Origin of the sequence: Microcosmobacter mediterraneus (genome assembly GCF_031846265.1) — a bacterium.
Lineage (GTDB): Bacteria > Bacteroidota > Bacteroidia > Flavobacteriales > Flavobacteriaceae > Microcosmobacter > Microcosmobacter mediterraneus.
The window spans coordinates 1-13,191 of sequence record NZ_JAVRIA010000003.1 but is presented as its reverse complement, the minus strand read 5'-3'; the positions used below and the strand labels follow the sequence as shown (position 1 = coordinate 13,191).

General features: G+C 34.1%; 17 protein-coding genes and 1 tRNA gene. 7 read left to right on the top strand and 11 right to left on the bottom strand.

The annotated features are described in order from the left end of the window. Nucleotides 1-28 precede the first annotated feature (28 nt). The 3 genes from RM697_RS06450 (at nt 29) to RM697_RS06440 (ending at nt 1,689) form a co-directional block, all read left to right on the top strand. Complete coding sequence (locus RM697_RS06450) at nt 29-943, top strand: leucine-rich repeat domain-containing protein (RefSeq protein WP_311427050.1); 915 nt, start codon at nt 29-31, stop codon at nt 941-943. A 167-nt stretch (nt 944-1,110) separates the two neighbouring features. Next, nucleotides 1,111-1,183, top strand: a tRNA-Met gene (locus RM697_RS06445). Nucleotides 1,184-1,230: 47 nt separating this feature from the next. Continuing rightward, a complete protein-coding gene (locus RM697_RS06440; RefSeq protein ID WP_311427049.1) occupies nt 1,231-1,689 on the top strand; it encodes an RNA methyltransferase in 459 nt (152 codons plus the stop codon). Here the strand turns inward: RM697_RS06440 and kdsA are convergent. Then, nucleotides 1,686-2,504, bottom strand: a complete 819-nt coding sequence (kdsA, locus tag RM697_RS06435; RefSeq protein WP_311427048.1) for a 3-deoxy-8-phosphooctulonate synthase — start codon at nt 2,502-2,504, stop codon at nt 1,686-1,688. The genes RM697_RS06440 and kdsA overlap by 4 nt on opposite strands. 68 nt (nt 2,505-2,572) lie before the next feature. Beyond that, nucleotides 2,573-2,968, bottom strand: a complete 396-nt coding sequence (locus RM697_RS06430; protein ID WP_311427047.1) for a hypothetical protein — start codon at nt 2,966-2,968, stop codon at nt 2,573-2,575. A gap of 120 nt (nt 2,969-3,088) precedes the next feature. On the opposite strand from RM697_RS06430, the gene RM697_RS06425 reads away from it, so the two are divergent. Then, on the top strand, nt 3,089-3,523 hold the full coding sequence (locus RM697_RS06425) for an Lrp/AsnC family transcriptional regulator (RefSeq protein WP_311427046.1): 435 nt from the start codon (nt 3,089-3,091) through the stop codon (nt 3,521-3,523). Here the strand turns inward: RM697_RS06425 and RM697_RS06420 are convergent. Both RM697_RS06420 and RM697_RS06415 read right to left on the bottom strand, forming a co-directional pair. Further along, nucleotides 3,520-4,251 (bottom strand): DJ-1/PfpI family protein, encoded by a 732-nt coding sequence (locus RM697_RS06420; protein WP_311427390.1) that lies wholly within the window; start codon nt 4,249-4,251, stop codon nt 3,520-3,522. The genes RM697_RS06425 and RM697_RS06420 overlap by 4 nt on opposite strands. Nucleotides 4,252-4,270: 19 nt before the next feature. Next, nucleotides 4,271-5,170: a YitT family protein gene (locus tag RM697_RS06415; protein ID WP_311427045.1), complete on the bottom strand. Its 900-nt coding sequence runs from the start codon at nt 5,168-5,170 to the stop codon at nt 4,271-4,273. Between the two features lie 77 nt (nt 5,171-5,247). On the opposite strand from RM697_RS06415, the gene RM697_RS06410 reads away from it, so the two are divergent. From RM697_RS06410 to RM697_RS06400, 3 genes are all read left to right on the top strand, one after another. After that, nucleotides 5,248-5,928: a uracil-DNA glycosylase family protein gene (locus RM697_RS06410; protein ID WP_311427044.1), complete on the top strand. Its 681-nt coding sequence runs from the start codon at nt 5,248-5,250 to the stop codon at nt 5,926-5,928. Between the two features lie 110 nt (nt 5,929-6,038). After that, nucleotides 6,039-7,328 carry a DEAD/DEAH box helicase gene (locus RM697_RS06405; RefSeq protein WP_311427043.1) on the top strand — a complete coding sequence of 430 codons (1,290 nt, stop codon included), beginning with the start codon at nt 6,039-6,041 and terminating at the stop codon, nt 7,326-7,328. Continuing rightward, complete coding sequence (locus RM697_RS06400; protein WP_311427042.1) at nt 7,329-7,556, top strand: VF530 family protein; 228 nt, start codon at nt 7,329-7,331, stop codon at nt 7,554-7,556. Here the strand turns inward: RM697_RS06400 and RM697_RS06395 are convergent. The 7 genes from RM697_RS06395 to trpD form a co-directional block, all read right to left on the bottom strand. Next, complete coding sequence (locus RM697_RS06395; protein ID WP_311427041.1) at nt 7,553-7,894, bottom strand: ribose-5-phosphate isomerase; 342 nt, start codon at nt 7,892-7,894, stop codon at nt 7,553-7,555. The two genes, RM697_RS06400 and RM697_RS06395, sit on opposite strands and share 4 nt — an antisense overlap. Nucleotides 7,895-7,896: 2 nt before the next feature. After that, nucleotides 7,897-8,331: a DUF1801 domain-containing protein gene (locus tag RM697_RS06390; protein ID WP_311427040.1), complete on the bottom strand. Its 435-nt coding sequence runs from the start codon at nt 8,329-8,331 to the stop codon at nt 7,897-7,899. After that, nucleotides 8,324-9,094 (bottom strand): tryptophan synthase subunit alpha, encoded by a 771-nt coding sequence (trpA, locus tag RM697_RS06385; protein WP_311427039.1) that lies wholly within the window; start codon nt 9,092-9,094, stop codon nt 8,324-8,326. The genes RM697_RS06390 and trpA overlap by 8 nt, the downstream gene beginning before the upstream one ends. A 79-nt stretch (nt 9,095-9,173) precedes the next feature. Continuing rightward, nucleotides 9,174-10,361 carry a tryptophan synthase subunit beta gene (gene trpB, locus RM697_RS06380; protein WP_311427038.1) on the bottom strand — a complete coding sequence of 396 codons (1,188 nt, stop codon included), beginning with the start codon at nt 10,359-10,361 and terminating at the stop codon, nt 9,174-9,176. A gap of 69 nt (nt 10,362-10,430) precedes the next feature. Next, nucleotides 10,431-11,030, bottom strand: a complete 600-nt coding sequence (locus RM697_RS06375; protein ID WP_489753211.1) for a phosphoribosylanthranilate isomerase — start codon at nt 11,028-11,030, stop codon at nt 10,431-10,433. A 97-nt stretch (nt 11,031-11,127) separates the two neighbouring features. Further along, complete coding sequence (trpC, locus tag RM697_RS06370; protein ID WP_311427036.1) at nt 11,128-11,907, bottom strand: indole-3-glycerol phosphate synthase TrpC; 780 nt, start codon at nt 11,905-11,907, stop codon at nt 11,128-11,130. Then, nucleotides 11,907-12,899, bottom strand: coding sequence for an anthranilate phosphoribosyltransferase (trpD, locus tag RM697_RS06365; RefSeq protein ID WP_311427035.1), 993 nt, complete (start codon nt 12,897-12,899; stop codon nt 11,907-11,909). The genes trpC and trpD overlap by 1 nt, the downstream gene beginning before the upstream one ends. Between the last annotated feature and the right edge of the window lie 292 nt (nt 12,900-13,191).

Sequence of the window (13,191 nt, the reverse complement as noted above, 5' to 3'; positions counted from 1 at the left end):
TAAAGAGTCCCTCCTCAAATCTACTATTATGAAAACTTTGAAGCTATCACTAGTATTATGTTTGGTATCTGTTTTTGCATTTGCCAACATATCTCCTCAGGAAAAAGAGGCCTTAAAAGCCTTGTACAATTCAACAAATGGATCAGAATGGAGCACCTCTTGGGACATGACTCAACCAGTTACCGATTGGTATGGTGTTGTAGTTTCTGACGGAAAAGTCGTTGAGATAAATTTAATGCTCAATAATTTACAAGGTGAGTTACCAGCAGAGATTGGCGATTTAGTTCACTTAGAAAAATTATGTTTGTTCAGAAATCAAATAAAAGGATCAATCCCAAATACTATTGGCAACCTTAAGTCTTTACAAGAAATTAATATTGCATTTAATAGTTTAGAAGGTGAAATACCAAATGAGATTACTACACTTGCAGAGTTAGAGTCAATACAATTATTTATGAACACTCTCAAAGGAAAAATCCCAGCTCAGATTGGTAATCTTAAGAATTTAAAAGTTTTAGAATTATACAGCAATGAACTTTCAGGATCAATACCTAGTTCAATAGGAGAATTAAAAAACTTGAAACAATTATTGGTTAGCAGTAATAATTTGAGTGGTAAATTACCATCTAGTATTTCTAATTTAGAATCATTAGTAACCCTAAGTTTATTTGATAATAGCTTATTTGGAACATTGCCAACCTCAATGGATAAATTAACCAATTTAGAAGATTTAATACTTTCCAATAACGCTTTTTATGGCGATTTACCATCAGGTATTGCTAGTTTAAGTAACTTAAAAACCTTAATGATAGGTAATAATGATTTTAAAGGAGATTTTGCAGCTTTAGGTGAGCAATTACCAGAAGGTATTGCTTTTGATTACGAAGCTACAAATAGTAAAGGAAGTATAGCAACTTTAGATACAGAAGAAGACGATAACTAAACATAACAGTCTTTTGGTTTTAATTAAAACTCCTGTTAATCTGCAGGAGTTTTTTCGTTATTATACTTGTTAAAATCAAAAAGCATCGTATATTTGCAATCCAAAATGACTGGGTCGGCATTATGAACCGAAAGTTAATAGCTAAGACAGTTATTTTGAAATTAAATCGCGGGATAGAGCAGTAGGTAGCTCGTCGGGCTCATAACCCGAAGGTCACTGGTTCGAGTCCAGTTCCCGCTACAAAGAAAAGTCTTTCATTTAATGAAAGACTTTTTTAGTTTTATACTATGAATGATAACCTTATTAACGAATTCTTTGGCATAGGCATCCAAAATGGTAAAACACCAGAAAATTTAGGTGTACTTTGGCGCTCTGCTCAAAACTTAGGTGCAAGTTTTATTTTTACTATTGGTAACCGTTACGCAAAACAAGCTAGCGATACACATAACGCAGTAAAATCTATGCCTTATTTTCATTACGATACGTTTAATGAATTCTATAATAATTTACCCAAAGGCGCTCGTATTGTTGGTGTTGAATTGACTGAAGAAGCACAAGATTTAGAAACATTCCATCACCCAAGACGTTGTGTCTATTTATTAGGTGCCGAAGATCATGGATTATCCAAACAAGCCATAGAGAAAAGTCACTTTTTAGTGAAGTTTAATAGCGAATTAAGTCTTAACGTATCTGTTGCAGGAAGTATTGTAATGTATGATAGGCAATTACCTAAACCGCGTTCTTAGAGTGAATTTACAGTTTTCTTTATCGCCACTAAGTTTTTAAGTAAACCTTCCAAGTGATCTAAGTGTAGCATATTGGCGCCATCGCTTTTAGCATTTGCAGGATCGAAATGAGTTTCCATAAATAGACCATCAATATTATTTACAACACCAGCCCTTGCAATCGTTTCAATCATATCTGGTCGACCTCCTGTAACACCAGAAGATTGGTTAGGTTGTTGTAGTGAATGTGTCACATCTAAAACGGTTGGCGCGTAAGTGCGCATTGTTGGTATGCCTCTAAAATCTACAATCATATCTTGGTAGCCAAACATAGTACCACGATCTGTTATCCAGGCATTACTGTTTCCAGAATCTTGTACTTTTTTTACGGCATGTTTCATAGCTTCAGGACTCATAAATTGTCCTTTTTTTAGGTTTACAAATTTCCCTGTTTCAGCTGCTGCAACAACAAGGTCAGTCTGCCTTACTAGAAAAGCAGGAATTTGAAGAACGTCTGCATATTCAGCAGCTTTAGCAGCATCAGAAACTTCATGAATATCTGTAATCGTTGGTACATTAAAGGTGTCAGAAACTTTTTTTAGAATCTTAAGTGCTTTCTCATCGCCAATACCAGTAAAACTATCTATACGACTTCGATTAGCCTTTTTAAAACTGCCTTTAAATACATAAGGTATTTTTAAATCCTCAGTTATTCTTACAACACGTTCAGCAATACGCATTGCCATATCTTCTCCCTCAATAGCACAAGGACCTGCTAATAAAAAAAAGTTGTTAGATGATGTATGTTTTATTTTTGGAAGCTTTTCTATAGACATGCTATTAGATGTTTAATTTTGCCTGCAAAGTTACAAAATTAAAATCCCTAAATGTCGAGCGCTGAGAATTAAAGTGTGAGCATCCAAGAGCGATGCAGTCTGTTAAATCTTTTAAGTTCAACTTTAAGAAGCGGTAAATATTCTTTACCATTGCTGTTTGCATTTTCTAAACGTGTACAGTTATTATACAGATGTCGAGTTAAACGTTTTAAAGATAACATTCGTTTGTATTTCTCATCTCGAGTATTCTCTAATGCAGTATTAATAACTTCTGAACTTAAGGAAGAACTTTGCTGAACAATGTCACCTGAAAAGTAAATATTAGGATCTTCATTACCATACTCATCCAGAGTGCATAAATCATAATTAAGATATGTAGAAATATTTCTGGACAGTGTCCAGATATCCATAGCCTTCTGATAGATAGGGAGTTCGGACAAATAATTTGGGAGATTCGGCGACATTATTTATAGCAATTTTCACAAAGTTACGAGCAAAATGGGTTACTTTAAATTAATATTTAAATCTATTTAAACTAATTACTTTAATAATTATTAAATTTTAATATATTTACTTTAAAAAATATGGATTTAATTAATAATAAGATCTTAAAATGCTTGCAAGAGAATGCACGTCAATCTAATGTAGCTATTGGCAAGCAAGTAGGAATAAGCTCTCCTGCAGTTTCTGAGCGAATTAAGAAAATGGAAGACTCCGGAATATTGGAAGGCTATATTGCTCAGATTTCATCTTTAGATTTAGGGTATCAGTTCAAAGCGATAATTACGCTTAGAGCTTTTATGGGAAAATTAAAACCCTTTTTAGAGAAAATACAAACCTATGATGAGGTTGTTAATTGCTACAGAATTACAGGTAACGAAAACATAGTTATGGAAGTTGTATTGAGAAATCAAAAACATTTAGAAGGATTTATAGACAACCTCATTGTATATGGCGAAACCAAAACACAGATTGTTTTATCGCAAGTAGTTAAGCAAAATGCTATAAAGCCAGCTTAATCAATGACTAAATGAGGAACATCGTCTAGATTCCAGTCAATGACTAATCCTCCAGCAAGACTTTGAGCAATGTCTTTACCATAAAGATATTCGCTTAAATATAAGGCAGCCTCAAATGATTTTGCACCACCTGCTGAGGTAATATACTTTCCATCATGCACAAAGAGAATATCCTTTCTAATGTTCAATTTAGGAAACATAGCTCGCATAGTATCTATATCTGAAGGAAACGTTGTAGATACCACATCGTCTAATAATCCTGCTTTGGCTAACACAAATGCACCATCGCAATGTGAGGTCATAAACTGTGCGTCTTTATCAACTTGTCTTACAAAACTTAGCATCACCTCATCTTCTAAATCAGTATCTAAATGATGTTCTGCGCTCGGAATTACAAGAATATCTATTTTAGGTAAGTTTTCTGAGGTGTAATCAAAATCTGGAAGCAAGTACATCCCTTCAAAAGTTCTAATAGGATTTAAAGTATTAGCGACTGTAAAGGTATTCATAGCTTTTATACTATCTCTAAAAATAGTATGCTGAAAAATATCGAAAGGTGCAGTTAGTTCGGTGTTATAAACACCATCCATGATTAAAAAGGCTACATTGTATCTGCCTTCTTCTAACTTTGGCATAGGTTTAGTAAACTCAGCATTAGTTTTTATTTGAGGTTCATTTTTGCAATTTAGAACAAGAGTAAAGCTCAATAGTATTAATAATCTAAGCATCATTTTATTTAGTAAATAATTAGTTATTGTCAGATAAACTTGCGGCTAAACGTTTGCCTTTATTTCTAGATAAATAGCGTCGTAATACACCGCCTTTAACGTTGTTAACATCGAACTCTATTATAAACGCATTAGAATCTGTGCGATCAATCAGTCTATTTATTTTCCGTAAATCAATTCTATTAATTACGGTATGAATAATATCAAAATCCTGTGTTTGACCTTGACTACCAAATCCTTTTTTTCCTTTGTAAATGGTCATTCCAGCTCCAAGTTCTTTCATAATTAATTTTTTGATTTCATCATTTTTACTGGATACAATAGTAATTCCAATAAAGTCCTCGAAACCTTCTATAGTTAAGTCGGTAACTTTTGCGGTAACAATATAGGTTAAGATAGAATATAAGGCGACCTCTTTAGACAATACAAATGCAGTAATGCTAAAGAGAATGATATTAAATAATAGAATAATTTTACCAATACTTATCCCAAATCGGTCATTGACAAACACACCTAAAATTTCTGAACCGTCTAACACAGATCCATTTCTAATAGCAATGCCAATTCCTGCACCTAAAAATAAACCACCAAAAATGGCAATTAAAAGTTTATCGTCTGTTATGGTTTGAAAATTTTCAAAATGAATAAATAAGGCTAATGTAACAATACTAATAATCGACTTTACTACAATACGCTTAGATACAGTAAAATAGGCCATGATTAAAAACGGAATGCTCAGTCCGATTAATAAATACGAAATATTAATATCAAATTGAGTGTTCAGAAGAATGGCAATTCCTGTAACACCACCATCTAAGAAGCCGTTGGGTAATAAAAAGGCTTTTAAACCAATACTTGCCAAAATAACACCAAAAAGAATTTGAACATATTCATTAGTTAATTTTAAAATTGGCTTCATCTAGGTGTTGATTTATTACAAACGTAATTTTGGTAAATTTACAGTTTCGTTTAAAGATAAATATAAATACTGATTTATTGTTTTTACATAAGCATCCATATCCACCATTTTTAAAAAACGATACTACCAAAATCATTGTTGGTACCTTACCACCACCACGATTCTCTAAAGGGAATTTGTTAGAACAGGATGTTGACTTTTGTTATGGGAGTTATTACAATTCTCTATGGAAAAAAATAGAGGTAATCCATAACCTAAATTTAAGGTATGATAATTCTGAAGAGGCCGTTGAACAACGCAAGCAATTTCTTGTTCGGCACAAAATAGGTGTTTGTGATATTGTTGAAAGTGCAGAACGTCATAAAATTGATGCGTCAGATTTAGGTATGAAAAATATTGTGCTGCGAGATGTTATAGGTTATATAAAACAGTTTCCTAATATTGACACGATATTATTTACAGGAGGTAATAGTAAAAACGGACCAGAATTCTTTTTTAGAAAACATCTAAAAACATACGGATTAAAATTAGAACTCGTCAATAATGATGTGCCAAGGATTCATAAATTCACAATTCCTGTCAGGTCGAGCGAAGTCGAGACCTATATGAGAACAATCAAAACAGTTTCATTAACGTCAGGCTCAGGAGCAGCTAACATTTCTATAAGTAGAATGCCTTTGTACAAACAACTAAAGTCTAAAAACCCTGACTTTAATACCTTTGATTTTAGAGTTATACAGTATCGTGAGTTTTTATAAATACTTCTATTAAGGATTCATTTTACCTAAGTCATGAAAATTAGAGTACCTTAGGCCATTAATAAAAGAATGACGCTAAACGTATAGATTGTCATTTACAACCAATTTATATGTCATTTCAAAACCTAGGCTTATCTACAGCTTTGCTTAAAGCAATTAGCAAAAAGGGATATACAACGCCGAGTCCAATACAAGAAAAAGCCATTCCGCCAGTTTTAGAAGGTAGAGATGTTTTGGCTTCAGCTCAAACAGGAACAGGTAAAACTGCAGGTTTTACCTTGCCTTTATTACATTATTTATCCGAGAATCCTAAGACAAAATTTAGACCAATACGAGCTTTGATTTTAACGCCAACACGAGAGTTAGCTGCACAAGTCCATGAGAGCGTTAAGGATTATAGCGAATTTTTAAATATACGTAGCGCTGTGATTTTTGGAGGTGTCAATCAAAAACCGCAAGTGGCGAAAATTCGTCAAGGTATAGACATTTTAGTAGCAACTCCTGGTCGTTTGTTAGACCTTCAAAATCAGAACTTATTGTCTATAAAACGTGTTGAGGTTTTTATACTAGATGAAGCCGATAGAATGCTCGATATGGGTTTTCTTAGAGATATAGAACGTGTGATGAAATTGATGCCTAGCAAGCGTCAAAACCTCATGTTTTCAGCCACGTTTTCTAAAGATATAAGGAAGCTAGCTAATAGTATTTTAAATAATCCAGTACAAGTTGAAGCAACTCCTGAAAACTCTACTGTTGATGCTATTTCACAAAAAGTGTATCGTGTTGCTAAGGGCAAGAAAACAGGATTAATAATAAAACTTATTTCCGAAGGTCAATGGCAACAAGTGTTGGTGTTTACCAGAACGAAACATGGTGCAAACCGACTCACCAAGAAAATGGTGGCTTCAGGTATAAGTGCTGCAGCAATTCATGGTAATAAAAGTCAAGGTGCAAGAACCAAGGCATTAGCAGGATTTAAAACTGGTAAAGTTAGAGTGTTGGTAGCAACTGATATTGCTGCTCGAGGACTCGATATTCCTTTACTGCCTCACGTTGTTAATTTTGAATTGCCTAATATTTCTGAAGATTATGTACACAGAATAGGGCGAACTGGTAGAGCAGGAGCTAATGGACAAGCTTTGTCTTTAGTAAGTGCAGATGAAACGTCTTATTTAAAAGGGATTGAAAAATTGATTGATCAAAAGATTGAGGTAGAGATTATTGAGGGCTTTGAACCAGATCCTAATGCCTCAACAGAACCTATTAAGCAAGGTCAAGGTAGACAGCGAAATCAAAATCGTAATAGAAATTCTGCTTCTAGAAGTTCTTCTGGAGGGAACAAAAATTCTAACCGAAATAGAAATCGCAGGCGAAATACTAATTCTCGCAGATCTAATTAGATGTCTCAGATCAACAATCCTTTACATGGTGTAAAATTAGAGCAAATTATTAATGTGCTTGTGGCTCATTATGGTTGGGAATATATGGGTTATCAAATTTCTATTCGTTGCTTTACTAATGATCCTTCCGTAAAGTCGAGTTTAAAATTTTTAAGACGTACGCCTTGGGCAAGATCAAAAGTTGAAGCGATGTATTTAGATATGCTCAGTAAGAAGCAGAAACATTAATTAAACCAAACTGCATAACGTTGTCGTCGTAATTCTAAAGCTAAAGCTTTTTCCTTTTTTAAAGCCTCTTCTCTAGTTCTAATTGGTCCAATATGATTATAGAGACTTGGTCGTAAGTAAGAGCCATATTTTTCTACAATGTTAGAGGAGAGTTTATGCCCTTTTTTATTTCTATATGCGGTTTTATGTTGAAGAAATCTTTCCTTTGGCGTTTTACTCGTCATACCAACATATAAGCACTCTAATACACCATTAAATTGTAGATTTGCTTCACGAAATTTTCTGTTTTCAGTAAAGACACGTTTTGAAAGTTCTACAACGTAAATTTGATATGGCATTCTTATGTTTTAATTTTAGAAATTGTGATTCCTGTATTCTTTGGTGCATGATTTCTATCAGTAAGTGATAATTCAATTGCAGAAGTTATTAGTTGCTGCACATTACTATTTCGATAATCTTCAGGTTTCAGAATAGGAATATGCCGAATTAGTTTACCAGTTCCTTGAAGTAGTTTTGTCTCATCGTTAAGTAGCGTTCCTTTATTAAAACCAAGATTTAGATGATTGGTGTAAATTGGAATCATACAAAACGCATCACCTAATTTTTCTGAGGTTGAATATACTGACGTTAAAGCATGTGTGTGATATAAAAGCTCAATACTTTCAGGATAAAGCGACAAAATATAGTCTCTTAAACCAATATAGAGATCAATCAATTCTTGATCCTTGTATTTAAGGACATTTAAAAAATCTGCATGGATGTTTCTGTTATTCATTGTTAAGAATCATTCTTGTGAAATCTGAAATAGTGCCAAAATTATTATGGGTTAAATGCTTAATAAATGCACTACCAATAATGGCGCCTTTAGCGTGAGTCGTAGCCTGTTTAAAAGTCTCATTGTTGCTAATGCCAAAACCAACAATTTGAGGGTTGTTAAGGTTCATTTCAGCTATACGTTTAAAATAGCTTGTTTGGGCATCGCCAAAACCAGCTTGTCCTCCTGTGGTACTTGCTGAGCTTACCATATAGATAAAGCCGTTTGAGACGGAGTCTATATAGTGAATTCGCTCATAGCTTGTTTGAGGTGTTATTAAAAACACATTTATTAGACTATACTTCTCAAAAGTTGCCTTGTATTCTTCTGCATATACATCGACTGGTAAGTCAGGTAATATTAAGCCATCAATACCAATGTCTTGGCACTTTTTGCAAAAAGCTTCAACACCATATTGTAACACTGGATTAAAATAACCCATTATGATTAATGGAATAGAAACTGTTTTTCTGATATCCTTGATTTGGTCAAAAAGAACTTCAGTAGTCATGCCATTTTTTAGTGCTTTAGTAGAACTTGCTTGTATGGTTGGCCCATCTGCTAAAGGATCACTAAAGGGTAAGCCTATTTCAATCATGTCTACACCACTTTTTTCAAGGTCTTGTATGATTGAAACAGTATCATTTAGGTTTGGGTAACCTGCTGTAAAGTATATTGACAGTAGCTTTTTGTTTTCTTGAAGTTTTTTATTTATTCTGTTCATATTCTTAGTTGTCATTGTGAGGAGTGAAACGACGTGACAATCTCTTTTATGAGATTCCTACGCTTCGCTCAGAATGACATTATAATTTAAAGTACTTAATATAATTATCTAAATCCTTATCACCACGACCAGATAGACTAATTACAACCACATCTTCTGGCTTAAAGGTTTTATGTTCAAAAATAGCTAAAGCATGACTCGTTTCAATGGCAGGAATGATCCCTTCAAGTTGTGTTAACTCTAATCCTGCAACCATAGCTTCATCATCTGTAGCTGAATAGAATTCACCACGACCTGATGTATATAAATGTGAATGTAATGGTCCAACACCTGGATAATCTAACCCAGCAGAAATGGAATACGGTTCGGTAATCTGCCCATCGCTGGTTTGCATTAAAAGTGTTTTGCAGCCATGTATAATTCCTTCTTTACCAAGAACTGAAGTTGCTGCGCTTTCTCCTGAATTGATTCCTTTTCCAGCTGCTTCAACAGCAATAATACCAACAGCTTCATTATCTAAAAAATGATAATAGGTTCCTGCAGCATTACTACCACCACCTATACATGCAACCACATAGTCTGGATGTTCTCGACCTTCTTTTTCTTTTAATTGCCATTTAATTTCTTCTGAAATAACTGATTGAAATCGCGTCACCATATCTGGATAAGGATGAGGACCAATAGCAGAACCAATAATATAGTGTGTGTTTACAGGATTATTGATCCAGTCACGAATGGCTTCATTGGTAGCATCTTTTAGTGTTCTACTTCCAGACAATGCAGGACGAACTTCTGCTCCCAACATTTTCATTCGAGCAACATTTGGTGCTTGCCTTGCAATGTCAATCTCTCCCATATATACGATACACTCTAATCCCATTAAGGCACATACTGTAGCAGTTGCAACACCATGTTGACCAGCTCCAGTTTCAGCAATAATTCTAGTCTTACCAAGACGCTTCGCCATAAGTATTTGGCCAATTGTATTGTTCACTTTATGTGCTCCTGTATGATTAAGATCTTCACGCTTTAAATAGACCTTAGTATTGTATTTTTCTGAAAGACGTTTGGCAAAGTATAGAGGTGAAGGACGACCAACATAATCTTTTAATAGCTGATTAAATTCATCCTGAAAGGATGCTTCAGACATCACTTTTAAATAATTTTGACGTAACTCTTCTACATTTGGATACAGCATTTCTGGGATAAACGCACCTCCAAATTCGCCGTAATAGCCTTTTTCGTTAATGTTGTATGTTTTTTTCATGTTTTTTTGTCATCCTGAACTTGGTTCAGGATCTCATTTTATTTTCTTCTGTTCATAGTGGATTCCGCATCAAGTGCGGAATGACAAACTTGTTTTAATTTTTTTTAAATCTTCAATATTTTTCAATCCAGGTTCAATTTCAAACCTACTGTTAACATCAATAGCATAGCAATACGTTGCAGCTGTAGTTTCCTTAAATTTTTTAAGTTGTTCTAGTTCTTCAAGCCCAATGCCACCACTTAAAAAGAATGGTTTAGTGGAAGGATAATTCTGTAAAATTTTCCAATCAAAAGTATAGCCATTTCCTCCAGGAAGTTTTCCGTTGGTATCAAATAAGAAGTAGTCGCATACTTCTTCATAATTTGTTAGGATTGAAAAATCAAACTCGTTTTTAATTGAAAAAACTTTTATGACTGTTATTCCAGTGGTTTTTACTAATCGACAATATTCTGGTGTTTCATGACCATGCAATTGAACTGCGTTTAAACTATAGTTTTCAATTTGACCAACAACATATTCAATTGATTCATCTACAAAAACACCAACCTTTTGAATGTTTCCTGGTAAGGACGGAATAGCTTCATCAAAATGTCTTGACGATGGTTCATGAAATATAAACCCAAGATAATCTGGCTTTAGTTCGGCAACTTCAGCGATGTTATGTTTCATTCCGCAGACTTTTAGTTTCATTTTTTTGTCATTTCAACATGAGAAAAGCGATTGAGAAATTTTTTGATGAGATGTCTCGACTACGCTCGACATGATATTATAATTTATTTATAAATTCCTTTGCACTTTCTCCAGGATTGTCTGTTTTCATAAAATTCTCACCAATTAAAAAACCTTTATAGCCAAAAGGTTGCAAGGTTTTTATTGCGTTTACTGAACTGATTCCACTTTCAGAGACTTTCACGAAATCATCAGGAATCAAACTGCTCAACCTTTTGCTAGTTTCAAGACTCACTTCAAAGGTTTTTAGATTTCTATTATTCACTCCTAACATGTCTATTGAAGGCATTTTTGATTTCTTCAATTCTTCTTCGTTGTGTACTTCTAATAAAACATCTAACTGCAAGCTTTTTGCTAGCTCTGAAAATCGTTTAATTTCTTCACGCGAAAGTATTGCGGCAATGAGTAAAATGACATCTGCTCCGTAGGATTTTGCTTCAATAATCTGATATTCATCAATGAAGAATTCTTTTCTAAGAAGTGGTAAATCACATGCAGCTCTTGCCAGTATTAAGTCATCTAATGATCCTCCAAAATATTTACTATCTGTTAGCACAGACATGCCACAAACTCCAGCAGATTCATAACCTTTGGCAACATCTTGAACGTTTAAATTATTATTTATAGTTGCTTTTGAAGGCGATCTGCGTTTGTGTTCAGCAATAATTCCAGAACTACTTTTTCGGAGTTTATCTGCAAGTGAATTGGCAACTCGATTAAATAAAACAGATTGCTCCAATTGTGTAACAGGTATGAGTTGCTTTCTCAATGCAACTTCAGCTTTTTTATCGATGACTATTTTGCTTAGTATATCCATTAATTTGTGAGCTCTATTAATCTGTTTAAACATGATCTCGCCTTGCCACTTGCTAAGCTCTCAAGTGCCATTTCAAATCCTTCTTGATGTGAAATAGTATTAACCGTAGCAATGGCTAAGCCAGCATTTGCGCAAACCACATTATTCTGTGCTTCTGTACCATTACCTTCTATAATACCTTTAAATATTTTCGCTGCTTGAGCTACAGAGTCACCTCCAAAAATTTCTGATTGTTTGAGTGTTTTTAAATGTAAATCTGATGGTTCAAACATTAATTCACTTTGGTTAGTAATAATTTTAGTGTTTCCTGTTAATGAGATTTCATCATATCCATCTAAGGCATGAACAATACTGTAGTTTTTATCAGTGTTTTGATATAGATAACCGTACAATCGTTGTAATTCTAAATTAAAAACACCTACCATCTGGTTTTTAGGAAATGAAGGGTTTACCATAGGTCCCAACATATTAAAGAATGTTTTTACACCTAGTTCTCTACGAATTGGCGCAACATTTTTCATTGCTGGATGAAATAGTGGTGCGTGAAGTACACATATTCCTGCCTTGTCAATACATGTTTTTAAGGTATTATCATTATTGGTGAATTTGACACCTAATGCTTCCATAACGTTTGATGATCCAGATGCTGATGAAACGCCATAATTACCATGTTTAGCTACTTTCACACCAGCTCCAGCTGTAACAAATGAAGCTAATGTTGATATATTAAAAGTGTTTTTGCCATCACCTCCAGTTCCACAGAGATCAATTGTATTGAAATCAGATAAGTCTATGGCAATACAAAGGTCAAGAAGCGCATCGCGGAATCCTTGAAGTTCTTCAAGAGTAATACTTCGCATCATATAAACCGTTAAGAATGATGAAATCTGACTTTGGTTGTATTTACCTTCAGAAATATTCACCAAAACATTTCTGGCTTCTTCACTTGAGATGCTTTGGTGGTTAATTAGTCTATTTAGTAACTCTTTCATATTCATTTCCTGCGTAGGCAGGAATCTTATTTAGTTTTTCTGTTATTCATTTTTTGCTTGTCCAAAAAACGAATCAAAAAAGGACACCAAGCCAAGGAATTTTCAGTTTTGCAAACTGAAACCGATTTGAAAACTCCGCGTCGAACTCCGTTCTTCTGAATCTCGGAGCTTTTCTTCATCTATTCTGCGCCTTGGTTTTTCAATTCTGCGAATTGATTAGGGCTTGCATATTTCATTATTTTTTAATTTTCTCTAATCTCTAATCTCTAATCTCTAATCTCTAATCTCTAAT

Coding starts and splice junctions, on each gene's coding strand:
- RM697_RS06390 (WP_311427040.1), bottom strand. CDS start 8,331: ATGAATAACAGAAACATCCATGCAGATTTTTTAAATGTCCTTAAATAC.
- RM697_RS06450 (WP_311427050.1), top strand. CDS start 29: ATGAAAACTTTGAAGCTATCACTAGTATTATGTTTGGTATCTGTTTTT.
- RM697_RS06400 (WP_311427042.1), top strand. CDS start 7,329: ATGTCTCAGATCAACAATCCTTTACATGGTGTAAAATTAGAGCAAATT.
- kdsA (WP_311427048.1), bottom strand. CDS start 2,504: ATGTCTATAGAAAAGCTTCCAAAAATAAAACATACATCATCTAACAAC.
- RM697_RS06430 (WP_311427047.1), bottom strand. CDS start 2,968: ATGTCGCCGAATCTCCCAAATTATTTGTCCGAACTCCCTATCTATCAG.
- trpA (WP_311427039.1), bottom strand. CDS start 9,094: ATGAACAGAATAAATAAAAAACTTCAAGAAAACAAAAAGCTACTGTCA.
- trpD (WP_311427035.1), bottom strand. CDS start 12,899: ATGAAAGAGTTACTAAATAGACTAATTAACCACCAAAGCATCTCAAGT.
- trpB (WP_311427038.1), bottom strand. CDS start 10,361: ATGAAAAAAACATACAACATTAACGAAAAAGGCTATTACGGCGAATTT.
- RM697_RS06375 (WP_489753211.1), bottom strand. CDS start 11,030: ATGAAACATAACATCGCTGAAGTTGCCGAACTAAAGCCAGATTATCTT.
- RM697_RS06425 (WP_311427046.1), top strand. CDS start 3,089: ATGGATTTAATTAATAATAAGATCTTAAAATGCTTGCAAGAGAATGCA.
- RM697_RS06405 (WP_311427043.1), top strand. CDS start 6,039: ATGTCATTTCAAAACCTAGGCTTATCTACAGCTTTGCTTAAAGCAATT.
- RM697_RS06415 (WP_311427045.1), bottom strand. CDS start 5,170: ATGAAGCCAATTTTAAAATTAACTAATGAATATGTTCAAATTCTTTTT.
- RM697_RS06420 (WP_311427390.1), bottom strand. CDS start 4,251: ATGCTTAGATTATTAATACTATTGAGCTTTACTCTTGTTCTAAATTGC.
- RM697_RS06395 (WP_311427041.1), bottom strand. CDS start 7,894: ATGCCATATCAAATTTACGTTGTAGAACTTTCAAAACGTGTCTTTACT.
- trpC (WP_311427036.1), bottom strand. CDS start 11,907: ATGGATATACTAAGCAAAATAGTCATCGATAAAAAAGCTGAAGTTGCA.
- RM697_RS06440 (WP_311427049.1), top strand. CDS start 1,231: ATGAATGATAACCTTATTAACGAATTCTTTGGCATAGGCATCCAAAAT.